18 protein-coding genes are annotated in these 25,082 nt (G+C 50.1%); 7 read left to right on the forward strand and 11 right to left on the reverse strand.

Features of this window, described 5'->3' with window-relative positions; genetic code table 11:
* Positions 1 to 33 precede the first annotated feature (33 nt).
* The 4 genes from ABEW73_RS02360 to ABEW73_RS02375 all read right to left on the reverse strand — a co-directional run bounded on the left by ABEW73_RS02360 (position 34) and on the right by ABEW73_RS02375 (position 4,848).
* Entirely contained in the window at positions 34 to 1,203 is a 1,170-nt protein-coding gene (locus tag ABEW73_RS02360; protein ID WP_430171915.1) for a sugar diacid recognition domain-containing protein, read from the reverse strand.
* 456 nt (positions 1,204 to 1,659) lie between these two features.
* The gene (locus ABEW73_RS02365) at positions 1,660 to 3,021 is read right to left on the reverse strand and encodes an ABC transporter substrate-binding protein (protein ID WP_430171918.1); all 1,362 of its coding nucleotides are present in this window, start codon (positions 3,019 to 3,021) and stop codon (positions 1,660 to 1,662) included.
* Positions 3,022 to 3,094: 73 nt separating this feature from the next.
* Positions 3,095 to 3,919 carry a carbohydrate ABC transporter permease gene (locus ABEW73_RS02370; protein WP_430171920.1) on the reverse strand — a complete coding sequence of 275 codons (825 nt, stop codon included), beginning with the start codon at positions 3,917 to 3,919 and terminating at the stop codon, positions 3,095 to 3,097.
* A complete protein-coding gene (locus tag ABEW73_RS02375; protein WP_430171922.1) occupies positions 3,916 to 4,848 on the reverse strand; it encodes a carbohydrate ABC transporter permease in 933 nt (310 codons plus the stop codon). Before ABEW73_RS02375 ends, ABEW73_RS02370 begins: the two co-directional genes overlap by 4 nt.
* A gap of 318 nt (positions 4,849 to 5,166) precedes the next feature.
* On the opposite strand from ABEW73_RS02375, the gene ABEW73_RS02380 reads away from it, so the two are divergent.
* The 6 genes from ABEW73_RS02380 to ABEW73_RS02405 all read left to right on the forward strand — a co-directional run bounded on the left by ABEW73_RS02380 (position 5,167) and on the right by ABEW73_RS02405 (position 15,043).
* Positions 5,167 to 5,769 carry a TetR/AcrR family transcriptional regulator gene (locus tag ABEW73_RS02380; RefSeq protein ID WP_430171924.1) on the forward strand — a complete coding sequence of 201 codons (603 nt, stop codon included), beginning with the start codon at positions 5,167 to 5,169 and terminating at the stop codon, positions 5,767 to 5,769.
* Positions 5,770 to 5,927: 158 nt separating this feature from the next.
* The gene (locus tag ABEW73_RS02385; RefSeq protein ID WP_430171926.1) at positions 5,928 to 6,482 is read left to right on the forward strand and encodes an HXXEE domain-containing protein; all 555 of its coding nucleotides are present in this window, start codon (positions 5,928 to 5,930) and stop codon (positions 6,480 to 6,482) included.
* A gap of 170 nt (positions 6,483 to 6,652) precedes the next feature.
* Positions 6,653 to 7,846, forward strand: a complete 1,194-nt coding sequence (locus tag ABEW73_RS02390; RefSeq protein ID WP_430171928.1) for an oxalate decarboxylase family bicupin — start codon at positions 6,653 to 6,655, stop codon at positions 7,844 to 7,846.
* A 191-nt stretch (positions 7,847 to 8,037) separates the two neighbouring features.
* Entirely contained in the window at positions 8,038 to 8,490 is a 453-nt protein-coding gene (locus tag ABEW73_RS02395; RefSeq protein ID WP_430171930.1) for a MarR family winged helix-turn-helix transcriptional regulator, read from the forward strand.
* Complete coding sequence (locus ABEW73_RS02400; protein WP_430171932.1) at positions 8,487 to 11,657, forward strand: MMPL family transporter; 3,171 nt, start codon at positions 8,487 to 8,489, stop codon at positions 11,655 to 11,657. Before ABEW73_RS02395 ends, ABEW73_RS02400 begins: the two co-directional genes overlap by 4 nt.
* A 263-nt stretch (positions 11,658 to 11,920) precedes the next feature.
* Positions 11,921 to 15,043 carry an ATP-binding response regulator gene (locus tag ABEW73_RS02405; protein WP_430171934.1) on the forward strand — a complete coding sequence of 1,041 codons (3,123 nt, stop codon included), beginning with the start codon at positions 11,921 to 11,923 and terminating at the stop codon, positions 15,041 to 15,043.
* A 175-nt stretch (positions 15,044 to 15,218) separates the two neighbouring features.
* Here the strand turns inward: ABEW73_RS02405 and ABEW73_RS02410 are convergent, their stop codons facing one another.
* The gene (locus tag ABEW73_RS02410; RefSeq protein ID WP_430171936.1) at positions 15,219 to 15,899 is read right to left on the reverse strand and encodes an O-methyltransferase; all 681 of its coding nucleotides are present in this window, start codon (positions 15,897 to 15,899) and stop codon (positions 15,219 to 15,221) included.
* A 130-nt stretch (positions 15,900 to 16,029) separates the two neighbouring features.
* On the opposite strand from ABEW73_RS02410, the gene ABEW73_RS02415 reads away from it, so the two are divergent.
* Positions 16,030 to 16,914 (forward strand): LysR substrate-binding domain-containing protein, encoded by an 885-nt coding sequence (locus ABEW73_RS02415; protein WP_430171938.1) that lies wholly within the window; start codon positions 16,030 to 16,032, stop codon positions 16,912 to 16,914.
* On the opposite strand, the gene ABEW73_RS02420 is transcribed toward ABEW73_RS02415, so the two are convergent.
* The 6 genes from ABEW73_RS02420 to ABEW73_RS02445 form a co-directional block, all read right to left on the reverse strand.
* A complete protein-coding gene (locus tag ABEW73_RS02420; RefSeq protein WP_430171940.1) occupies positions 16,908 to 18,164 on the reverse strand; it encodes a right-handed parallel beta-helix repeat-containing protein in 1,257 nt (418 codons plus the stop codon). The genes ABEW73_RS02415 and ABEW73_RS02420 overlap by 7 nt on opposite strands.
* 216 nt (positions 18,165 to 18,380) lie before the next feature.
* Positions 18,381 to 19,310, reverse strand: a complete 930-nt coding sequence (locus ABEW73_RS02425) for a carbohydrate ABC transporter permease (RefSeq protein ID WP_430171943.1) — start codon at positions 19,308 to 19,310, stop codon at positions 18,381 to 18,383.
* Entirely contained in the window at positions 19,310 to 20,221 is a 912-nt protein-coding gene (locus ABEW73_RS02430; RefSeq protein WP_430171945.1) for an ABC transporter permease, read from the reverse strand. The genes ABEW73_RS02425 and ABEW73_RS02430 overlap by 1 nt, the downstream gene beginning before the upstream one ends.
* 10 nt (positions 20,222 to 20,231) lie before the next feature.
* The gene (locus tag ABEW73_RS02435) at positions 20,232 to 21,848 is read right to left on the reverse strand and encodes an ABC transporter substrate-binding protein (protein ID WP_430171946.1); all 1,617 of its coding nucleotides are present in this window, start codon (positions 21,846 to 21,848) and stop codon (positions 20,232 to 20,234) included.
* Between the two features lie 326 nt (positions 21,849 to 22,174).
* Complete coding sequence (locus tag ABEW73_RS02440; RefSeq protein ID WP_430171948.1) at positions 22,175 to 24,448, reverse strand: helix-turn-helix domain-containing protein; 2,274 nt, start codon at positions 24,446 to 24,448, stop codon at positions 22,175 to 22,177.
* Positions 24,449 to 24,594: 146 nt separating this feature from the next.
* Entirely contained in the window at positions 24,595 to 24,939 is a 345-nt protein-coding gene (locus ABEW73_RS02445; protein ID WP_430171950.1) for a winged helix-turn-helix transcriptional regulator, read from the reverse strand.
* Between the last annotated feature and the right edge of the window lie 143 nt (positions 24,940 to 25,082).

The raw sequence follows: 25,082 nt of genomic DNA on the forward strand, positions 1-25,082 counted from the left end.
TTTGTTCAAATGCACAAATTATACCCGTTCCTTTCAGACGCCGTCACTCTCCGGCTTTCTCTCTTCCAGCGCGCTTAGCCAGTGGGCCGTCATCAGCGTATATAAATCGCGAAAATGCTTCGGGTCTTTGCCGGTCGCCTCGTGAATGCGCTGCAGCCGGTAGCGAAGCGTATTCCGGTGAATCGACAGCCGCTCGGCGATGCGCTGCTGCTCGCCGTTCTCATCATAATAGGCCTTCAGCGTCTGCTGCAGTTCCCCGCTCTTATCCTCCTGCGCGAACCGCCGCCATAGCCGCTGCAGCTCTTCCGCCACCCACGAGGGCGTAACGTTCCCTGCCACGGTCTCATTCGGCATATCTTCGCCGTAGTATACCGTCTGCTCCGGGAATATCGCCTGGCCCGCCCGCATCGTATCTTGCGCGGAACGGTAAGACGCGATTAAGCCGTCGATGCCGGAATACGCCTTGCCAACCGCAATGCGGAGCGGCGCAATCCGCTTCTCCTCCAGCAGCCTGCGAATGTGACGGATGCCTTCGCATATATCGGCGTTCGGCTCCCGCGGGTGGAGATGGGGTTTATACAACACGATTTGGCGCGTATTGTGAATGGCGATCAGGTCGATGGCGGGCCGACCCTCCAATATTTCAACCACCTGCTTGAGCGTAGACAATGAATTCGCGTCCTGCGCACCGATCAGCTCCATAATGCATGCAACCCGCGCTTTATCCGGATGGAAGCCAATCCGTTCCGCCTGGAGGCGCAGCATGGCGTTATCCTTGCCGTCCGCATGAATGATGGACTGAAGGAAATCCTCCTTCATCCGCTTATCCCATTGGGCTTTTTCCAGCAGATCTGCTTGCTCCAAGTACATTTCCGCCGTCATTTTCACCAGCTCGCCGTACTTGGTCACCTCGTTCGGATCGCCGGTAATACCGATGACCCCAACAACTTCGCCCTGGAAGTGAATGGCCAGATTCGTTCCGGGCAGCACCCCTTGCAGCTTGCGCGCGCTTTCCTCGTCAATCTCGAAGCGACCCTTCCTCTCAATCGCAATGAGCGCCCCTTCGTGCTTCTGATATAAGCGCGAGCGGTCACCAGAACCGATAATCCGCCCCCGTTCATCCATGACGTTCACATTATAATGAATCACTTGCATCGTCCGCGTTACAATTTCTTGCGCCAATTCCTTCGTCAATCTGCTCATCTTGTCTATCCCCTGTCTATGTCCATCACGATATGAAAAAACGCCCTCCATCCGATAAGCGCGATGAATCGCATTCTTGCCGGGATAGGGGCATTCAGCTTCGAATAACGTTATATACGCCCTCAATGTGAGTGTTAACACGAGGAAGGAAATTTCCTCACGAAGTGGCTGTTATTCGGTGAGGGACTATACTTAACGGTTATTTTGTCTGAGTATACGCTTTCGCGTTTCTTTTGTAAACTCAAACACCACCAGTATTGCCTCAAGAGAACGCAGGCAATCATGGTTCCGCCGCTTGCGGTTGAGATGGATTTCTTTCTAAGAATGTATCGCTTAAGCGAAACTTCCCGGTGAATCGTCTATTGGCTGAGCATTCATGCCACGAACCAACAAGCCGATCCTGATGGATCGGCTTGTTGCTCCCTGTCTCTCCTGAGTTTGAGGATCCCCTCTATGCTACTTCACGGTACGGTTATAATCCTGAATCTTGGTCGTAATTTCTTTCGCTGCGTCGTCCAGTGCCTGCTGCGGTGACTTTTTATTGTTCAGCACCTCTTCAATCGCCCCTTCCACAATCTGTCTTGCCTCGGGGAATACGCCCATCACGGCACCCTGGGTCGCTTTAACCAGCTTCGTCTGGTGCAGCTGATCAATGGCTGTCTGGAATTGCGGGAATTTCTTCAGATTCTCCTTCACGCTTTCTTCCTCATACGCCTTCGTGGTAATCGGGAAGTACCCGGTATTGATATGCCAGTATGCCTGCTCCGATGGAGAGGTCAGGAATTTAATGAACTCCCATGCGGCTTTTTGCTCTGCTTCAGGACGACTGTTCATCATCCACAGGCTTGCTCCGCCCACGATAACGCCGCCTTCTCCCGCTCCTTCCGGCTTCGGAAGGAAGCCTGTGCCTACTTCAAACTTGCCTTCTGAGCTATCCACAAGTCCCTTCAAAGCTGCGGTTGAGTCCAGAATCATGGCGACCTGACCGGCCGAGAATGCCTTCTTGGAATCATCGGTTTTACGTCCCAGGTTATTGGCTGCCTTGGAGTCGATCAGATCCTTCCACCAAGTCAGCACCTTGACGCCAGGCTCGGTATTGACCAGTGACTCGGTCGCCAGATCGTCCCGGCCGTTGCCGTTGTTCACATACTCCGCACCCTGATTGGCAAACAACTGCTCCATAAACCAGCCGTATATAGCAAAATTCGCTCCCACCGCCTTCCCTTTTTTCGATATCGTGTCTGCCGCGATTGTCAGTTCTTCAAACGTCTTGGGCGGACTTTCCGGATCGAGCCCTGCATCCTTGAACAGGTCTTTATTGTAATACAGTATCGGATTAGAGGAGTTGAAAGGCATGGAATACAGCCTATCCTCAAATGTATAATACCCGCTGATGTTAGGCTCTAGCTGCGACACATCCCACTGATCCGCATCAATGAACTCCTGCATGGGTGTAATTAGTTTGGAATCGATCATAAACCGGCTGCCGATCTCATACATCTGGACCACGGATGGCCCCTCGTTTGTACCCATCGACGCCTTCAGTTTACTTAACAGGTCATCATAGGTTCCCTGATACACCGCCTCTACCTGCACCTTGTCCTGTGAAGCGTTAAAGTTGGCGACTAATTGATCAACCACCTTGGTATTAGCTCCTCCCATCGCATGCCAGAACACCACTTTTTGAACACCCACATCGGTCTTTGGTACGGAATCCGTCCCCTTATCAGGCTCCTCACCCATGTTAATGTTACACGCGCTAAGCAGCAGCATGATCGCAGCTAACACGATACTTACCCACCTCGATCTTCTTTTCATCCGCGATTCCCTCCCCTTTCGTTCGTAAACTGCATCCTATGATAAACCTGCATATGACAGGCCAACCACCGCACTAACCTTTCAACGCACCAGCGGTAATTCCGCGCACCAATTGTTTGACGCCAAAAGCCAGCAGTACAAAGGAAGGGATCAGCACGATGGTCACGCCAGCCAGAATCAGATTCCATGACATCACCTCAGCATGCTGCAGCATAGCCACCCCGATTTGTACGGTTCGCATTGAGGCCTTGTTCGTGATCAATAGCGGCCACAAGAAGTGATTCCAGTGCGTGAGGAAGGTATACACCGCCAAGGTAGCAATGGAAGACCGCGACAACGGCAGCACCATGGACAGAAAACTGCGGATATGACCGCACCCGTCGATTTTGGCCGCATCAAACAGCTCACGCGGGAGCTGCAGAAAAAACTGGCGCAGCAGAAAGACGCCAAAGGCCCCTGCCATAAACGGTACGATCAATCCCTGGTAGCTGTCCATCCAGCCCCAATCCTTAATCGTTAGATAATTCGGAATAATCGTGACTTCCCAAGGAATCATCATCGTTGACAAGAAGAGTCCGAACAGCAGAGCCTTGCCCTTAAAATTCAGAAATGCAAACGCGTATGCGGCGAGACTTGATGTAATGACCTGACTAATCATGATGGCCGACGAGACAATGAAGCTGTTCAGAATAAAGCGAATAATCGGGAAGCCGGAGATGGCCTCCGTAAAATTGCCCAGATAGAAGCTCGACGGGAACAGCGGTGGTGGGAAATTAGCTACCTCCTTCTCGGTCATAAAGGCTGAGAACACCGTAAAGATGAGCGGATATAACACAATCAAAGACAGGAGGATGAGCAGCAGATAGGTAAACAGGGACGTAATTCCGCGCAGGGTCATTGATAATGCACCTTCTTTTCCAGAACTTTAAACTGCAGCAGCGTAAGGAGAAGAATAATCACAAACAGGATCAGAGCCTGTGCGCTGCCGATGCCAAACCGGAAATTGACGAAGGCATCCTGATAAATGGAGTAAACCATGACATTGGTGGAGTTGATCGGGCCTCCCTTGGTCAGAATGTGAATTTGCCCGAATGCTTGAAATGCACCGATAACCGATACAATCAAGGCAAAGAAAATCGTGGGTGACAGCAGCGGTAGTACGATTTGGATAAAGGTCCGGATCGGCCCGGAGCCGTCCATTTTGGCGCTCTCATATATTTCCTCCGGCACCCCTTGTAAACCACTCGACAGCACGATAAAAAGGAACCCCATATTCATCCAGATCGTCATGATAGAGATGGAGATCAGTGCCCAGGAAGGATCGGTTAACCATGGAATCGGACCGACATGAACCAGACTTAGAAAATAATTGAGCATCCCCGCCGTGGGATGAAACAACAGAAACCAGATGATAGACCCTGTACCGACCGAAATAACGATGGGCAGCGAGAAAACAAACTGAAATACCTTCATCCCGCGCAGCTTGTTGTGGGTAATAGCGGCCAGGAATAGCGACCAGATTAAGGAGGTAGGAACCGTAAACAGAATAAACATCAAGGTTACGCCCAGATTTTTATAAAATTGTCCTGTTGACAAAAGTCGGATAAAGTTCTCCAGCCATACAAATTCGACAACCTGCCCTCGGGGATCCGTTATCGTCATGCTGAGATAGACCGATTTCAGCATCGGGTAGAACAAGAACATAATAAACAAGATGATGGAGGGTGCCAAAAATCCATAGGCTAAAGCATGCTCACCCCAGAGCCTTTTTCTTATCGCTGCACTTTTAGGTTTCTTTCTTTGTAAAACGCTTTCATTTCTAGACAACCGACATTCCCCTTTCTTCGAAAATTTCTCTCTGCCATTCGAAAAGACGCAAGGATTCGCAAAAAAAGAGAACAAAAAAACACATAAACTGCATGCCGAAAAACAGACAAGCAATTGATGTGATTCTCCTCTTCTCCATCACATATGCAGCATGCTCTAAACAATCCTCCCTTCATTATTATCAATAACATTGAAAATTTAGAACATTCCATGCCTTGATATTTCGAGGATTGACAATACCTGGAAACGACTATATTCTTGAGTAAACACTCAGTTTGTTGGATTCGTCATTTAATCAAAAAAGGAAGCCATCTGCCTATGCCTACAAAAAACAATCGAAATGCCAAAAAGGAACGGATATTGAACGCCGCTCTGAAACTGTTCTCGCAGCAGGGATTTCATGCGACGACAACCAAAGAGATTGCCGCCGAAAGCGGCGTTGCCGAAGGGCTGATCTTCTACCACTTCGGAGATAAGCGGAAGCTGCTGCTCTACCTTGTGAACAATTTTTCCTTTGTTACGCAGCTTCAAAAGGACGCAGGTGAATTGTGGAAGCTGCCTGCGGAGGAGGCCCTGTTTCAATACGGCTTGGCATACCTCGGGTTCCTCAGGACAAACATGGATTATCTAATGCTCATTTGGTCACCAGAACTCATAAGGGATGCCGAGGTATCGAATGAGGTGTCACGGCTGATCGGAGGTTTTGGGACAGCAGGCAGCAGCATACTCAAACAGGCAGCGGGACCGAAGCATCCATCAGAACACACGGTTCAGGTTGCGATGATGATGATGACCTCCTCCATTCTGGTCTATTGCATGCTCAATTCACGCTTCAAACAGGAAGCCCTCCCCCTCGGGGATGAATCCTATATTCGCGAGCTCGTCCGGCTGCTGATGCGTGGTTTTAATGAAGAATCCTAAGTCGCCGATGTCCATCCCAGTATGGATAGAATAGAAAAGCTGATAGCAGAACAGAAGCACCCTACACTGCATCAGCTTCTTTTATCCGCTAAATTTGAGTGCTTACTCAGTTTTGGAATGTCTCTAAATATAGCATATTGAAGGGAGACATGAGAATCATGCTGTCATTCATGTCAGATTGGAATTTCGTCATGATGTTGTGGCTGCTGCCGGTTGTATTTTTCATTCACGATGGAGAAGAGATTGCTACGATGGAATGGTGGCTCAGGAAGAACAAGAATAACCCTATGCTATCCAAAATCTCGCCTGTCTCCACTCCGTGGGATAAGAATATCACCCTGCAATTTACATTTGCCGTCCTGCTGATCGGCTTCATTCTCACCAGCGTAACAGCCCTTACAGCTCTTAACTTCGAGATCGGCAGCCCATTCAACGCGCTGTTCGCGGGCTTTGTCACGGTGTTCCTGCTGGATGGCGTGAAACATGTGGGTGCTTCGATCGCCCTGTGGGCATACACCCCGGGTGTCATTACAGCCGCCATCCTTGAAATTCCTTACGGGATTTATGCGCTCTATCGCCTCTTTTATGCAGACATCATCGATATGGCTTCACTTGCCCTCGGAACCATCATTGCCCTGCCGACCACTCTGCTGCTGGTATGGACAGGTCTGTCGCTAGGAAAACGGATTGCCCCCTTCCGCCACGACATATAGAGCCTTCCTTCCATCTTTTCGTTTTGAAGTGTGAAATGTCATTGCGAAACCCACCATGGAATGGCCTCGCATTCCTCAACATATTAGCCAAGCGCTGGCTCATAAACTTAATGGATAGCAGTTTAACGGGATACGCTACGTAAAAACTATATGGAGGGAGATACAGATTGATGGAGGATCAGAGCCGGAACAGAGAAAATCATGACCGCATACCACAGCCGATACGCAGCGACGGAACAGGCGGGCCGGACTTTGGCCCGCGGGATGTGATGAGGGATATCGAGAATCCCGACATGCTTGTGCCACCGGCCACGGATGCGGGCTTGATGCCCAATCTGAAAATGTCGTTCTCCGACACGCATATGCAGCTGAATCATGGCGGCTGGTCGCGGGAGATTACCGTACGGGACCTGCCGATTGCCACCACGCTGGCGGGCGTCAATATGAGCCTCACGCCAGGCGGCGTTCGGGAGCTGCATTGGCATCAGCAGGCCGAGTGGGCCTATATGATCTGGGGCAGCGCAAGAATTACGGCCATGGATGCAAGCGGTAGAAATTTCATCGCCGATGTGGGGCCCGGCGATCTGTGGTATTTTCCTGCCGGTCTCCCCCACTCGATCCAGGGACTCGAGGAAGGCTGTGAATTCCTGCTGGTTTTTGACAACGGCCACTTCTCGGACCTGAACACCTTATCGATCTCCGACTGGTTTGCCCATACGCCAAAGGATGTGCTGTCCGCCAACTTCGGCGTTCCGGAGAACGCTTTTGACCATATCCCGAAGGAACAGGTTTATATTTTTCAGGATCAGGTGCCAGGTTCGCTCGAAAGCCAGCAGGTCCAATCACCTTACGGAACAGTGCCGCTGAGTTTCAAGCACCGGCTGTTGGCGCAAGAACCGATCATAACCCCCGGCGGAAGCGTAAGAATCGTGGATTCCAGCCATTTTCCTATCTCCAAAACCGTTGCAGCCGCGCTCGTCGAGATCAAACCGGGCGCCATGAGGGAGCTCCATTGGCATCCGAATCAAGATGAATGGCAGTATTACCTGGCCGGACAAGGACGAATGACCGTGTTTTCCGGCAATGGAGCGGCGCGGACCTTTGATTACAGAGCCGGTGATGTGGGCTATGTCCCCTTTGCCTTCGGCCACTACATACAGAACACGGGCACGGAAACCTTGTGGTTTCTGGAGATATTCAGAAGCGACCGGTTCGAGGATATATCCTTGAATCAATGGATGGCCTTGACCCCTCGGGACCTGGTCCAGGATAACCTGAGAGTCGGAAACGAAGTCACCGATGCTTTGCGCAAAGAAAAGTGGCCTGTCGTGAAATATCCGGGGTATTCGTATTACCCGAGGTAATGTTCCAGCCTCCCGGCTTGATCGAAGACATTGCCTGTTCTAATAAACGTCATGCAGACAGGCAATGAGGATTTTATTCCAAGTTCATCTGCCTTTGCCGTGATGCGGACATTTGACTTTTCTTTCCTCCTGCCATATAGTTCATTAATGAAACTATTTCATACGTGAACTGTTTGAGAGGAGAACTATCATTGAACGACAAGGCAAAGCAGTGGATCGACCGATATGTGGATGTCTACCTGCTGGTCACCCGGCGGATTAACGCCCAGATTCGGGAACATCTCGGTGAAGATCTGACCAATGACCAGTTTCAGGTTGTGCGCATCATCAACAGCATGGATCACTGTACTTCATCCCATCTGGCGGAAACGCTTGCCGTTGGCAAGAGCTCGATTACCGCTATCGTCAATCGCCTCGTGGATGCCGGCATTATTGACAGAACCCGGGATAAAGCAGATCGCAGGCTGGTTTATCTGACTTTAACGGAATACGGACATACGATTTTTGAATCTGCCCAGGAACAGATGAGGGAAATCGTTTCCCCTTACCTGGAGCATTTTGAAGAAAAAGATATCGAAATGTTTATCTCGATGTTCGAGAAACTGGGGCAATTGATGTTTGAATCAGGGGGGAGAAAGAATTGAAAGCCATACTGAAAGCAAGATGGGCCATTATCGTGCTGTGGCTGGCTGCCGCAGTTGTGCTGTTTTTGTTCGCGCCATCCATGTCGGACCTGGTGCGGGAGAAGGGGCAATTATCCGTACCGGACGGTTACACCTCTTCGCGCGCCGCTGAAATTCTGAAGGAAGCCTCCGGTGGCGAGGGCGGGGAAACCCTGCACCAGGTTGCGCTCGTCTTCAATAAACCCGATGGGTTAAGCGCATCGGATAAGGAGAGTATCCGGGAAGGCGTTCAAGCTTTAAACGACAATAAAGAAAGCCTCCATATCGATTCCATCAATGAACCGTTCACGCAAACGGAGCTGGAAGACACGCTGATTGCCAAAGACGGCAAGACCATCATGGTCGCGCTTCAGGTCAGCGGTGGCCAGGAAGCCGTGAAAGCTCTGCCTCAGAAGGTTGATCAGGTGCTGGAAGGCGTTCAAGCCGATCATTACCTGACAAGCGAAGGCCTCATCAATGAAGACACCATCGTCAGCTCGGAGGAAGGCCTGAAGAAAACGGAATATATTACGGTTGTCTTTATTCTCCTCATTCTATTCGTTGTATTCCGTTCCTTCGTCGCACCGTTCGTACCGCTGTTGACCGTAGGTCTCAGTTATATCGTGTCACAGTCCGTCGTTTCTTTTCTCGTGGACCAGTTCAATTTTCCGATATCGACCTTCACGCAAATCTTTATGGTAGCCGTCATGTTCGGGATCGGAACCGACTACTGCATCCTGCTGATCAGCCGGTTTAAGGAAGAGCTCACCACGTCCGAGGATACCAAATCGGCCATCATTGAAACCTACCGAAAAGCTGGCGGCACCGTGCTTTATTCGGGGCTTGCCGTATTTGTCGGCTTTGCAGCCATCGGGTTATCCAAATTCATTCTGTACAAATCCGCGGTTGCGGTTGCAATTGGCATCGCCGTTATGCTTCTAGCATTGGTTACAGTCGTTCCATTCTTCATGGCAGTCCTGGGCAAGATGCTCTTCTGGCCGTCACGCGGCAAGCTGGAGCATAGCGAAAATAAGCTTTGGGGAGCGGCAGGTTCCTTCTCTCTTAAGCGCCCTTGGGCGGCATTGCTTGTCGTAGCTGTGATTGTGGCCCCTTTCCTGGCTACGTACAGCGGTAAACTGTCGTTTAACAGCCTGGAGGAAATCGGGCCAAGTTACGCTTCAGTCAAGGGCTTTAACATTATTTCGGACAGCTTCGGTCCCGGACAATCGCTGCCATCCACTATCGTGATCAAGAACGATGACCGGATGGATACGGCGGAATACATGGGACTGGCGGAAAAAATCAGCCGGGAAGTGGAAAAGGTTGATGGCGTATCCAGTGTACGCGGGCTCTCCCGTCCAACCGGCGAGCAAATCAACGATTTCCTCATTCCAACTCAAGTGAAAACGTTAAATGAAGGATTGGGAGAGTCCAAAGACGGACTGACCCAGATTCAGAATGGACTATCCGAAGCAGGCAAGCAGCTCAGCGAGAATACGCCGAAGCTGAATGAAGCCGCAGCGGGAGCCAAAGAGCTGACCAAGGGAACCGCCGACCTCAAGGACGGCATTACGGAGCTTGGCCAAGGCCTCAGCGCCATTCAAAAAGGAATCCAGAGCGGAAGCGCAGGCGCAGGCGAACTCAAAACCGGACTTGCGCAAGCTGCGAAAAGCGCGAAAGAGTTAGCTGCAGCCCATGCCCAGCTTCTCCAAGGTTATAAACAGCTTGATACCGGATTAGCAGCTCTTGACGGCGGCGTTGCCGGACTTAAAGAGCAGCTGGGCGGCGTTGCGGCCGCACTGAGTGGACTTGAAGGCTCCTTCACGGGACTGGAGAGCAACCACCCGGAACTCATTCAAGATACCGACTATCAAACGATTAAAGGTACCGTTACGCAAACAGCTGCAGGCACAGCCGAGCTGGCAGCAGGGTTAGGACAGATCTCCGAGCAGCTTAAAGGTGCCTCTGCCGGCTTATCGGAAGCAAACGCCGGTTACGCTAAGGCAGCCGCCGGGCAAACGGCGCTTGCCGACGGTCTTCAGCAGCTCGTGACCGGTATCGCCGAGCTTCAATCCGGTCTTTCGCAGGCAGCTAACGGGCAAGGACAGATCGTGAGCCAAATTCCTTCCATTACAGGCGGTCTGGACCAGCTGCAGGGCGGGCAGAAGCAGCTTGCCGACGGCTTTGGCGATCTTACCGGCCAGATCGGAGAGCTGACGGAAGGACTGAACTCCAGTGCGGACGGATTGAAGCAAATTTCGGACGGACTGCATTCCGCTCAGGATTACCTGCAGCAGATTCAGGACGTTCAGGATGAAGAGCTCAGTGGGTTCCTCATTCCGCAGGAAGCCCTTGAGAATAAAGAATTCCAGACGGTATTCGATACCTATCTCAGCAAGGACCGCAAAGTGATGACGCTGGATGTGGTTCTGACAACCAATCCGTACAGCGAAGAGGCGCTCGGCAGCGTTGAACAGATTCAAGCTGCGGTAGACCGCGCAGTAAAGGACACGAAATTGGAGAACGCCGAAGCTGCCATCAGCGGCATTACCAGCACGAATAACGATTTGCAGAACATATCCAACGAAGACTACTCGCGAACCGTGATTCTCATGCTGAGCGGAATCTTCATTATCCTGGTCGTGCTGCTGCGCTCCATCGTGATGCCGATCTATCTGATTGTCTCTCTGGTCATCACGTACTTTACGGCTGTCGGTGTTACGGAGATGATCTTCGTTCACGGCTTCGGGTATTCCGGCATCACCTGGGCCACGCCGTTCTTCAGCTTTGTCATGCTGATCGCGCTTGGGGTGGATTACAGCATCTTCCTAATGGCGCGCTTCAACGAGAATAAGTCCTGGAATGTTCAGGATGCCATTCTGCATGCCATGCGCAACATGGGTACCGTGATCCTGTCCGCGGTGGTCATTCTTGGCGGTACCTTTGCGGCGATGTATCCATCCGGCGTACTGTCCATGATGCAGATCGCAACGGTTGTCCTGGTTGGACTTGTGCTCTATGCACTCCTGTTCCTGCCATTCTTCGTACCCGTGATGGTCCGTATCTTTGGCCGGGCTAACTGGTGGCCGTTCACCCCCAAGGAGCAGGACACAAAGAGCAGCCCATCCGGACATGACGTAGGAATGTAACCATTATAAAGATGACCCCATCCTAACAATATTCACAATAGCCGCCTTTTTCCTGATTGATGACAGGTAGAAGGCGGTTTTTTATACGCCATTTCATTAAAAATGAACGGCTCTCCTGTCCGTAAGTACTTGGGACTGCTACCAAAGAACTGAATGCTTTTTGCAGAGTAATAACTATACGATCGTCACATTTTCTCGTATATTAAGAAGAAGAATCTCGAATTTCACAACAAACCATACAAAACCTAGAAGGAACGTGAGCCGTGCCGACTCGATCTGCAAAAAATACATATCACATTGGAAGTAAAAAGATTGTTCAGTATATATTGGCAATCACTGTTTTTCTGTCCGTGCTTCTCAGCATTCGCTGGTATTGGATCGAGGCCTTCGTTCCTCCCCACCACCCGAAAGCCTCCCAAGGGGTGCTCGACTTACGCAGTTGGGACCTCATTCATTCCAAATCCATAACATTGGACGGGGAATGGGCGTTCTATCCTAACAAACTCGCCACAAAACAAGAACTGGAGCAAACCAATCCGCAGCATCGCTATGTGCCGGTTCCAGGAGATTGGCGGGGAGAATCCGAATCCGCCTATGGTACTGGAACCTATCGACTTCGTATTCTGGTCGATCAACCCTTAACCGCTCCCCTATCGTTCTGGATCCGGCAGATTCAGGCTTCGGCCAGCGTGGAGATAAACGGGATTAAAGTAGGGGAAATGGGCAAGACCGGAGAAGATGGCAATAACACCTATTCACCGGCCCGAAGTCCCTTCGTTGTCGATTACACTCCCGCTGAACATACGCAAGAAATCGATTTGATTGTACGCGTGGCCAACTTTGAGCATCCGCTCAAAGGCGGAATTGTAAATTCCATTAAGCTGGGATCCAGCGAAGCCATCCACGATGAACGCGGACTTTCCATCGATCTTCAGCTCATTACATTCGTCGTGCTCATCCTTCACGGTCTGTATTCCTGCATCCTGTATTTATTTAATCCACGGGAATGGACGCTTCTTGATTTTTTTCTGCTGCTTCTCGCCGCATCCTTGACGATTGTAGTTTCTGATGATGATTTGCTGCTGAAATGGCTGCCTATCAATTACACTTGGGATCTTAAAATCTCCATTTTGTCTTATTCTTGGCTGTCTTTTTTCATATTGAAAATGACCCGAAGTTTCACCTTAAAGACCCGCAATCGGTGGTTTACCGGTTATGGCATTTCCCTGCTTCTATATTCCGGATTCATTGCCATCGCGCCTGCTTCGCTTGTTTTCTGGACGGTGGAATATAAAGTTTTTAGCATTTTTTATATGTTGCCGATCATCATCTCTATCTATATATTCGGGAGAATGGTGGCTGCAAGCCAGGATGACGCGATCTTTCTGCTCCTGGCAGCCAGCGGCATTTTCTCCAGCGTGATCTGGGGGGCGCTCAACAAATATCAGGAGCTTCCAACCGTATACTACCCCGTTGATGTCATCGCGGCCATCATCGGTTTCTCGGCCTATTGGTTTAAGCGTTATTTTCGCAATGCCGATAAAATCAGCAAGCTCAACCGCCAATTGCAGAAGGCGGACAAAATGAAAGACCGGTTTCTAGCTCAAACGTCACATGAACTGCGAACGCCGCTGCACGGGATCATGAATATCGCCCAGAGTGTGACGGACAGGGAGCATCGTCATATGGACAGCCGAAGTGCAGAGGATATGAATCTCCTTATTAAGGTTGGACGTCAGATGTCGCATTTGCTGAATGATCTCCTGGACGCAGTAAGGCTGAGGGAAAAGCGAATCGTACTGCATGCCGAGCCGCTGTCACTTCCCTCTGTCGTAAATGGCGTTATCGATATCTTGAAGTATTTGGTTGAAGGAAAAGCCGTAGAGTTGAACATGAATATAGACACATCCGCAGCCCTCCCTCTCGTTATGGCCGATGAAAAAAGGCTTGTGCAAATCCTCATGAATGTACTGCATAATGCCATCAAACATACCGAGCAAGGAATCATTGCCGTAACGGCCAATGCCAGGAACGGGCAAATGATCATCGAAGTAACGGATACGGGAACAGGAATGGATAACGAAACACAGCAGCGCGTATTTCTACCATACGAACAAGGCGATCCCGGATACGGCGACACCAACGGCATCGGTTTGGGCCTTAGCATCAGCAGAGAGCTGGTAGAGCTTCATGGCGGCAGCATGACGGTTCACTCCGAAGTCGGAAAGGGTTCAACGTTTACCTTCACGCTTCCTTTGGCTGATTCGACGGATGTAGAGATTTCCCCGAGCATATTGGCCGAGCGGCTCGGAGCTTATGAAGAAATGGCAGCAAGCCGGAACGACCTCAACGGCCAGCCGCTCCTCACCGTAGAAGTGCCGTCCATGGAAGATCAGATGAATATCCTGGCCGTTGACGACAACCTTGTAAATTTAAAAGTGCTTGCAAGCATACTGATGACTGAACCTTACCACCTGCAATTAGCAACTTCGGCCGGGGAAGCGCTGGAATTGCTCGGGACGAAACCATGGGATTTGGTTATCGCAGACGTGATGATGCCGCAGATTTCAGGCTACGAGCTAACACGGATGATAAGGGAGCGTTATTCCCCTTCCGAGCTCCCTGTGCTTTTGCTGACGGCGCGCAGCGAGCCCTCCGACATGTATGCGGGATTTCGGGCAGGCGCCAACGATTATGTCACGAAACCGGTGGATCCAATGGAGCTTAAATACCGTATCCAGTCATTAATTACGTTAAAGCAATCCATAGACGAGCGTCTTCGTATGGAGGCCGCATATCTGCAAGCGCAAATCCATCCGCATTTTTTGTTCAACACCTTGAATTCCATCCACGCTTTAAGTGAAATTGATGTGGAAAGAATGCGAAAACTTAATGAGGCTTTCAGTTCATACCTGCAAATCAGTTTTCAATATCAAAACTCCGGCAAATTTGTCTCACTATCGGAAGAACTCGAACTCGTACGCGCTTACTTGTATGTTGAGAAGGAGCGACATGGCAACCGGCTTCATGTCAAATGGAACGTGGATCAGGACTTGAACCTCCTGCTTCCTCCCTTAACGATTCAGCCTCTGGTCGAGAATGCGGTACAGCACGGTATTATCCCAATAGCTAAAGGCGGCACCGTCGAAATCCATATAATCCGTCAGGAGCAGTCCACGCTAATTCAGGTCAAGGATAACGGCATGGGAATGAATAGAGAAAAAGTACAGGAGTTGCTGGATGCTCCGCGCAAAGACAAAAGAGGGATCGGTCTGTATAACACAAATCGCAGGTTGATTCAGACGTATGGGAGCGGTCTTTCCATTCAAAGCGAGGTCCGTGAGGGGACAAGCGTATCTTTTGTCATCCCTGATCCGGAGGAATAGCATCTCTTAACAGAAAAAGGAGAGGATCCCGCCAGATCTACGATCGATCTAAGATCTTTGGGACACCCTCCTTTTTTTCAAATACAGACAAATCCGATTGCTGCGGGTTCATGTTCCTTCTGCCATTAACTTGATCAGGATTGCCGCCAACGGAAAGAGGCTCCAGTCTAGCAGCTCACGATACAACTCCGATATAAAACCCGTCATACCCCTTACTTCCCACCGTTTGAATAGCTGTGCCGGAGATGGCGGGGTGGGCGGACAGCATATCCATGAATTTACGGATACCGTGCACCCGAGGGTCTGTGCTGTGATGATCGATAACTTCTCCATCCCGGATCACATTATCGCTAATAATGACAGTGCCCGGCCGTGAGAACTGTAACGCCCACTTCAAATAATTCGGATTGTTAGGTTTATCGGCATCAATGAAGATCAGATCGAACGGCTCCACCTTCTCCTTGGCCAGCTGCTCCAGTTGCATCACAGCATCCCCTACCCGGATTTCCACCCTATCCTCCAGTCCGGCCAATGCCACGTTGGATTTGGCAACCTCCGCATGATGCGGATCGAGCTCTAGTGAAATTAGCTGCCCCTCAGCCCCAATCGCCCTAGCCATCCAGATCGTACTGTACCCTCCCAGCGTGCCGATCTCCAAAATTCGTTTCGCGCCCTTGATCTGAACGATGACGTTCAGCAGCTTACCTTGAGCCTTGGATACATCAATTTCCGGCAATCCGGCATCGCGGTTTGCAGCTAACACCTTCTCCAGCACCTCATCATAAGGAATCAAATGTCCGGTGATGTAATCATCCACCTTTTCCCAAGTTGCAGCTGCAGCATCCTTCTTTTTCATGTCCGTTTCCTCCCTTATTCTCCATCTGGATCTTACAAAATCATTGTATGTGATTTATTGTTATAGATATAATATATATTTGAAGAACTTATATAACTTTAATATATGAATGGATAGGAGTACGACTCTCATGAATTTACACGCATTACGTCTCTTTCATGTCATCGCCACAACGGGCAGTGTTACCCGAGCTGCTGAATTGTTAAATATAAGCCAACCCGCCATAACAGCCCAAGTTAAAAAATTCGAGAAGGAACTCTCCCTTACGCTATTCAAACCGCAGGGAAGGGGCATCGGATTGACGGAGGCCGGAGCCGAGCTCGTCCCGCTAGCCAAAAGACTCTTCTCTGTCGAGCAGCAGATTGAACAATTCTGTCTGGATTACCGCAGCGGTTCGAGGGGACAGATCAAGATGGCGGCAACCTATCTTCCTTCCCATTTTCTCCTGCCGGCCTGGCTTGCGAAATACAAGCAGCGGTACGAAGAGGTAGAAATGAGCATAACCACCACGAATTCAAGCGATGCGCTTAAGCAGCTGTTAAATATGGACGTCGACCTTGCGATATACGGCGGCCTGCCAGAGGAATCTCCGAATACGATACAGACCGAGGAGCTGTTCCGGGATGAGTTATGGTTTGTCGTATCCCCCGATCACCGCTATGCCGATCAGCGTATCACCCTGGAAGAGATGATGAGAGAGCCTTTTGTTATGCGGGAGGAAGGCAGTTCAACGCGGGAACGGTTATTTGCCTTATGTCGTACCCATAGCGCGCCTTCCCCGCGGATCACGCTGCAATTCAATGGACTGCACGAAGCGATCACGGCCGTCATTGCCGGATACGGCGCAAACTTTGTGTCCTCTCTCGTCGTGCGGGAGTATGTGGAGCGCGGCGAGCTGAGCCGGGTCTATGTAGATGGAATCGAGCTGCAAAATATCATTGCGGTCTGCACCCGCAAGTATGAACCGTTATCCGCTGCCGCCATGAACTTCGTGGATATGATCCGGAATCAGTAAGTTACCGTTACATTTCCTCTATACATATTGCCTGCCGGGCTTCTCGTATTCTGATGTGCCGTTGCCGATGTATTGTTATAAGCCCCGATTACATACACGGAAGGATCTGTCAGGTAAAGCGTATTGTTGGAGAACTCGTTATCAATCCCCCACCCCGGCACGATCTCGTGGAGCTGAAACGCATCCACGATGATGCTGTTTCCGTTCTGATAAGCCGTATTATTTCGTATGACAGCCCCATTGCCTTTCCCATCGATAAAGCTGTCGGCATAATTCGCACCGCTAATTCCTTCGCCATAAAAGATGCAGTTCTCAACGAGCGTTCCCGTCGACCGTTCCTTGATATCGATGTGCTCTGCCGTTATATTCGGGCCAAAAACAACATTCCGAATCGTATTGTTGTGGGTGTTCTGATTGTAGCCCGCTCCCTCTGCAGAGCCTACATAGACCCCTTCCCCAAAGCCTGCTCCCGTCTTGCCGGTATTATGAATACGGGAGTTCTCAATGGAGCTGTAGGAAGTGCCGTCACGGAAATGCACGGCTTCGTAACCGATATGGTAAACCTCCACATCGGTGATGAGGGTAAAGTTGGAATTGTCCAGGATGATTCCCTTTTGCGCATTGGTAAACTTTAGATTGCGTATGATCCAGTAGTCGCCCCGAACGCGTAAACTGTAACCAGAACCTGCGGAATACCCGGAAATAATGGCTGGTTCAGCCGGGTTCTGACTCTCGATGACGATAGGCTGCAAGGCAGTTCCCTCGACATCCGTGGAGAAACTTCCCGTGTATGTCCCGGGTGCCAGGACAATCCGCTTCCCGGGAACGACATTCTTCAAGGCGCTCTGCAAGCATGATGTTGTGGAACAAGTGATTAGAGGATCCAACGGATCAGGATTCGGTGTGGCCCCGCCACCGTTTCCGGAACCGCATGGCCCTTTATCCTGCCACACGCCCCAAGGGCCAGTGGTTCCCGGCTCCTCGCCAGTCGTCCACCATTTCGCCTTCCACAGGTTCCCGAGATGCGATACTTCAGCTCCGCTCTTGTAAGCGCTGCTAATATTCCATGGCATAGTCGTGCATTCGGCAAGAGCCGTACCCTTTCTGCTTAATGTATCCTTTACACCGGGTACCACTGGCGGCTCGGCATTAGCGTACTCCGATTTAACCCATGTCGACGTCAATAACAGCAGCGTCAAAATGACTAATATCGGCTTGATTAAGCCGCGGTTCATTCCCGCATTTCTCATCCAACATGCCATCCTCCTTCAAATTGATCATGATATGCATCATTACCATATTAATGTGAAGGAGAATCAAAACATTCCATTCACGAGATTAACAATCGAACCGACAAATGAAGCAGAACAGAACAGGGGCTGTCCCTCCAGATCCAGGATCTATTGGAACAGCCCGTTTTTTTATTTACATCTCCTGAGACTTAATTCGTACATTCGCCGAACGCGTTAACCTTTAATGGAGCCAATCATGACGCCTTTCTCGAAATATTTTTGCATGAACGGATAAATGAGCAGAATCGGAAGCGTCGATACGATAATAACGCCGTACTTGATCTGATCGGCATACCGCTGGGCATATCCCCCTGCATCCCCGCCTGTTCCCGCACCGCTTGAGAACACCTGGTTCGACAGCAGAATATCCCGCAGAACGATTTGCAGCGGCTGGAGTTTCGTGTCCCGGATATAGATCAGCGCGGTGAAGAAATCATTCCAGTGTCCCACCAAATAATAGAGCCCGATTACGGAAATCAGCGCTTTGGACAGCGGCAGAGCCACCTTGAAGAAAAAGGTGAAGTGGGAGCAGCCGTCCATGACGGCCGCCTCATGCAGCTCCGGCGGCAGCGAGTTTTCAAAAAACGTCCGGGCAATGATCAAATAGAACACATTCACGGAGAAAGGAAGTATAAACACCCAGATCGTGTTGGTCAGGCCAAGCCCCTTCATCAATAAATAGGTGGGGATCAGCCCGCCGTTGAAAAACATCGTGATCACGAAAATAAACATGATGATCCGTCTGGCGCGAAATTCCTTTCTGGACAGCACATACGCTGCCGGAAGCGTGAACAGCATATTAACCAGGGTGCCGAACACCGTGTAAAACAACGTATTTCGATAACCAGTCCAGATCCGCATATCCTTGAAGATTTCCTGATAACCGAAAAAGCTTATGTTTTTGGGGATAAACATGACTTTCCCCGTAGACACCAGCGTGGAGTCGCTGAAGGAAGCAATCACAATAAAATATAGCGGGTACGCAACCAGAAGAAAAATAAAAGCACACAGAAATGCCAATGTTATTCTGAACATCAATTCCTTGCCGTTGACGCGCATTCTGGCAGTTTCATGTTCCACAACCGTTTCTCCTTCCCCGATCATTAGAATAAGCTCGTTTCCGACATTCTCTTCGATATCGTGTTCATCGCATACAAGAATACGAAATTGATGAGCGTGTTAAACAAACCGATGGCCGATGCCAAGCTGAATTGATTGGAGATAATCCCGATTTTATAGACGTAGGTGGCAATCACCTCCGAGACGGGAAGGTTCAGCGAATTCTGCATCAGGAATATCTTCTCGAAGCCGGTCCCAAGGATATTCCCCATGCTGAGAATAAACAGGATGATGATGGTTGGAATGAGGGCGGGAATGTCGACATACCGGATCGTCTGCCACCGGCTGGCCCCATCGATTTTGGCGGCATCATACAGCTGGGGGTCCACGGTGGACAAGGCTGCAAGATAGATAATGCTGTTCCAGCCGCAGTGCTGCCATATGTCGGAAAGCACATACACCGGAATAAAGGTCGAGGTGGAGGCTAACAGATTGATATGCCCCAGACCCACCGCCTTCATGAAGTGACCGACAACTCCGCTTTCAGAGGATAGCAGCACATTCAGCATGCCGACTAGCACGATGATGGATATGAAATGGGGCAGGTATACGGTAGTCTGCATCAGCTGCTTCATTCTTTTTCTGCGGATTTGGTTAAGAACGAGAGCCAATATAATCGGAGCCGGAAAGCCGAGCACGATCGTGGCCAAACTGATCAGAAACGTGTTTCGCATCAAATCCGTGAACAGGTAACTGTCGATGAATTGCTGAAAGTAGGCGAACCCTCGCCACTCGCCACCAGTCAAGCCTTTGCTGAAATCGTAATCCCGAAAAGCAAGCTGGATGCCGTACATCGGGATATAGTTAAACAACAGGATGACGATAATAGCCGGAAAAATCATAATCCACAGCTGATAATCTCGTCTGAAGGTGTTCTGTCTTTTACGGGATTCCATATCCTCCCTCCTAGTTTTGATTCATGTAGTCGTCATAATATTTTTGCATAATCTCCAAATTCTGCTTCAGGCCTGCTTTCTCGCTTTCCTTGATGTACGCGTCCCACTCGGCTTCCACGCCGCCCTTGGTCACCCACTTGGCAAAGCTGGATTCCGCCAGATTCATCACGTTGGTGTTGTTCAGGCTCATAGCGTTATTGTCCAGGGTGGAATATTTAATAAACATACCGGGAAACACGTCCTTGTCGGGATCCACTTCTAAAGCGGCCTCTAGAGGCTCCGATTGTCCCAGCACCTCCTGCATATCGGTGCCGAGCGTTAGCTTCAAGGAATCGGGGATATAAAAAGCGCCGTTGTCCGCCATCGTCGAGGTCCATTTCCATGTGCCCGGATCCATCTTGGCATCGGCCGGAGGCAGAACGGCATATGTACCGTCTCCGTTATCTTTAATATTCGGTCCGAGGGATCCGAACAGCACCTGCATGCCCACCTCGGGCGCATAGAGCTCGTTGATGAATTTCATGGCCGCTTCCTTGTTCTTGGTCTTGGCAGACATCACGATATGGTTAGGTCCATAGTTCAGGGAGTAATGATCATAGCTCCAGGACAGCTTCCCCGCATAATCTGCCGACACCTTCATCGGCGGCATGGAAGCATACTGCGGAGCCAGCTGCTCGCCGAAACGGTCGGAAGCCACCCATCCCCAGGTGAAGCCGACCTTGGCCGTGTCCCCTTCGCCGCGTGCAATGGATTGATATTTCGTATAATCATGGGTGAACACTTCCGGGTTAATCAGCCCCGCCTTGTACAGCTTGTTCAGGAATACCACCATCGTTTTGTACCGGTCATCGGTGAGGAAGTTCTTCACCTGTCCGTCCTCCACAAAATAGCCCTGCCCGCTGCCGTCTGTCAGCGTAATGCCCATGCTGCCCAAGAGTACCGCAGGGTTAAAATATCCGCCGATGCCTCCCGGCCAATCCATCGGAATCTCGTCATGGGGATCGCCGTTGCCGTTGGCATCCTTCTCTTTGAAGGCGACGAGCACTTCATACAGCTCATCCCATGTCGTCGGCATGCTCAGCCCGAGGTGATCGAGCCACTGCTGGTTAATGAATTGCCTGCTGGCGGATGCCGGCCAGAACCGCTGATATTTCGGGAGACCGTATATTTTCCCGTCCGACTGCGTTGCAATCACTTTTGTATCCGGTTTTTCATTAAACATGTTCTGTACGTTGGGTGCCTGATCGAGCATGCCGGACAGATCCTGGAAGAGCCCCTGAAACTGCGCGAAGTCGGCATCCGTAATGACGTTCGGTCCGATAAACAGATCGGGAATATCACCGCTGGCCAGCATCGTCCCTTTCTTCTGTCCCCAATCGGCGGTAATCTCCTGCCATTCGATGTCTACGCCCGCCGTCTCCTCAACCTTTTGCAGCCATTCCATTTCGGCCAGCGGCTTCGTAAGCGGGTGCTTGGTAATGATGGCGGTGAGCTTTACTTTCTTGCCTGTTTGATCTCCGGGTGTTTCGGCCGATTCGTTAGCGTCACCTCCGGCCCCGCTGCATCCTGCTAACAACAATGCAGTGATGACGATAAGCGAGATGAAAACGTTTACCCTTTTCTTCATTCCATTACCTCCTGGTTTAGTTTGTTGGTCTGGTCCATGGAAATGCGGTCATGTCTTGGACTTGCCTGGGACATATTTCACTCTATACGGAGGGGAAGAGCCTCGTAAACGAACAGTTTTTAAGCATCCTCATTTTTTGAAAGCGCTTATAATTAAAGGGTGAAAATGCATCCATTTCAGGCAGCCATAGGGAATTCAAAAATTGTATATGTTCAAAAATTGAAGCTGCTCAGCTTTAAAAAAGCGCCGGCACAAGAAGCTTTTAACGAAAAAGGTTGATAAAAGACCGCTGTAAGCTGCCTTATCCGGCATCAGCGGTCTTTGTTTTATGCTTTATACGTATTTCGATATTGTCCGGGCGTCGTACCCACCATCTTTTTGAAGGAACGGATAAAACTCGAGGTGTTGGTGTACCCGACCTGTTGGGAAATGGCTTCGAGGGTCTCCTCGCTGTCCCGCAGAAGCTGAATGGATTTCTGGATGCGAAGCTGATCGATATACTCTTTGAAATTTTGCCCCATCGTTTTCTTGAAGTGATGGCTGAAGTTGGAAACCGACATATCAAAATAATCGGCCATCATCTGCAGCGAGCAGTTTGGATCCATTCCTTTCTCCGCAATGAGGGACAGAATCTCTTCCTGCGTTGCCGTACGGGACACGGGGAGCGTTTCGCTGATCATATCGCACAGCTTGGCATAACTCTCCCTGATAATTCCGATCATCTGCTCCAGCGTATAACGGTGGTTAAATGCCGCCTCGGTTAGCCGAAGCAGGCTCTGGTCATCATGACGGAACCGCTGGAGGCCGTTGAAGATGACGGTAACCGTGTTGAGGTACAGGCTCCGGATCCTATGCGGCGGCAGGCTGTCATTGCTTAAGTAACCGATCATCCGCTCCGCCAAAGAGGCCAGCATGGCCGCATCGTTCTTGAGGATCGCCAGCTCGAGAGATTGCAGAATTTCGGCAAAGTAGGATACAGCTCCGGTTTGGGGGATCTCGAGATTGTCAAAGATCAGCACGGTCCCGGTCTTCCGGATACGCAGAAACTCCGCTGTGCGGAGCGCCTGCAGGTAGGAGAGATGGAGGTCCAGAGGCGATTGGGCAGCGCCAGGCTTGCCGATGCCAATCTCTGTCTGTTGGCCCGTACGCTCCAAGATTTCTTCCTGCAGCTGCTCCAGCCAGGATTTGATTGGAAAATCATATGTATGGGAGCACACCAGAATCAATTCCTGCTGATAGATGCTCTTGAAGAAGCAGCCTTGGGCATTATCGGGCAGCAGTCCCTCATAATCCCGGCAGCAAGCCAATATCTTGTCCAGCCCTGCTCCATCCGCTTCGCAGCATAATACGGCAACCGTGAAGTTATCATGATGAAACCGGATGCCAACCCTCCGGGCTTCTTGTTCAAAGTTCTCCCAATCTGGAATATGCCCACTCACCAGCTCAAACAGCAGGTTATCCCGCATAATCGGCAAAGATCCCCTCACATGCTCGTCCAGCTTGCTGTTAGCCTGCGAAAGCTCCTCCAACGTATACTTGATCGTGTCAATCTCATTCATCGGTTTTCGCTCCTGCGGTTCAAACACATGTACGGCAAGATCAACCAGACGGCGAATCGGCTGGTAGTTCTTCCGGATGGATACGTAGATGATGAACACTTCAAGCAGCAGAATCAGCCCGACAAGGATGGCTGTATTCAACTGAATCGTCCGAATGCCCTGCAAGGACTTTGATACCGGCAGCAAACTCACGTATTTCCAGCCATTCTTATCCGAAACGGAGAACGACACCAGATAGTCCGTTCCGCTGATTTGGTAAATGCCCGAAGAAGAAGCTGACTCCTCCCCTATGCCGTGCACAAGCTTCCTGAAATCATCGGAGGATTGGTATGACGTATCATTGGAGGATACCAATCGCCTTCCCTGGCCGTCTAACACAAAAAAATCGCCGCTATAGGTTTCCGAAACGGACTTCATCATCCGAACGATCGTATCTTCCCTTACCATGATCATGACGGCTCCGGGGGAATTCGTGCCGCCTACCGGCAGCGGCTGCACGAAGGTCAGCATTCGAACCCGGTTATTACCGGGTACAATCACGTTCTCCACAGGCCTGACGATAGGAGAATGTAGTTCATTCAGGGTCTGGATCATATCTTCGTACGCCCAGTTTTCATAATAGTAACCGACGCCCGGAATGGAAAGATCGCCCAGACTGTATGCGCTTCCAGTTTTAGAAAACAAATAACCGATGTTCTTCACATACAGCAAGGTGTTGTAAATAAAAGCATCGGTTGCATTGTATTTTTTCATCTCATTGGCAATAAGCACCCGCTGGTAGTCACTTTCCTCCGCCTTATACATCTTAAATTCCCGGTTCTGTATCAGCTCAAACGGCAGATTGTACACATACCTTGTAAACGTATCCATCGATGTCATGAACTGCTCCGTAATATGCGCATTCCAGTCCATTTCCTTCTCTTTCACCACTTCCGCCGAATAGGGATAGTAATAGCACAGGATAACGATCACGGGAAACATCAGCACAAGCAAATAGGAAATCAGCAATTTTGTCAGCAGGTTAACCTTATGGATTCGCAAGCGGCAACCACCTCCCTATCCTTCATACCCAATCTGAAAATGTTATCTATAAGAATACGTAATTTTCAAAAAAAAGAAAACTCATTTCCTGTGTTAAACCTTTGGAAATGAGTTTTTTTGATTTATGAACTATTTTTTGTGACTAGTCAAGAGGATTGCTCTACTCCCCATTTTTCGGCCCACTTCTCCATCTCTTTCAAAGAATCCAGAAAGTCCAGCCCCTTCTCGGTCAATGAATACTCCACGGATACCGGAACGGTAGGGAATACCTCGCGTCTTACGATCCCGCTGCCTTCCAAATGCCGCAGCACATCCGTTAAGGATTGCGTCTTGATGATGGCTGCATCCCGATGAAGCTGATTAAACCTTTTCGGCCCTCGGGCTAATTGCGCGATGACGAGAAACGCCCATTTGGCTCCAAGTATTTGCAGCACCGAGCAGATATGATTGAACGCTGGCTTTTCCTGAAAGTCCTCTCTAACCGGTTCCACAGCCTCACCTCATCACTAACTAATCGTAAGTTGGTCAAAATGTTTGGATAATATCCAAATACTTTGCCTTCTTACATCATATATGCGCGCTACTTATAATACAAACACAAAGAGATTTCACGTTATACCACCCCGTTTGCGGC

Source organism: Paenibacillus lautus, from assembly GCF_050482385.1.
Lineage (GTDB): Bacteria > Bacillota > Bacilli > Paenibacillales > Paenibacillaceae > Paenibacillus_AQ > Paenibacillus_AQ lautus_B.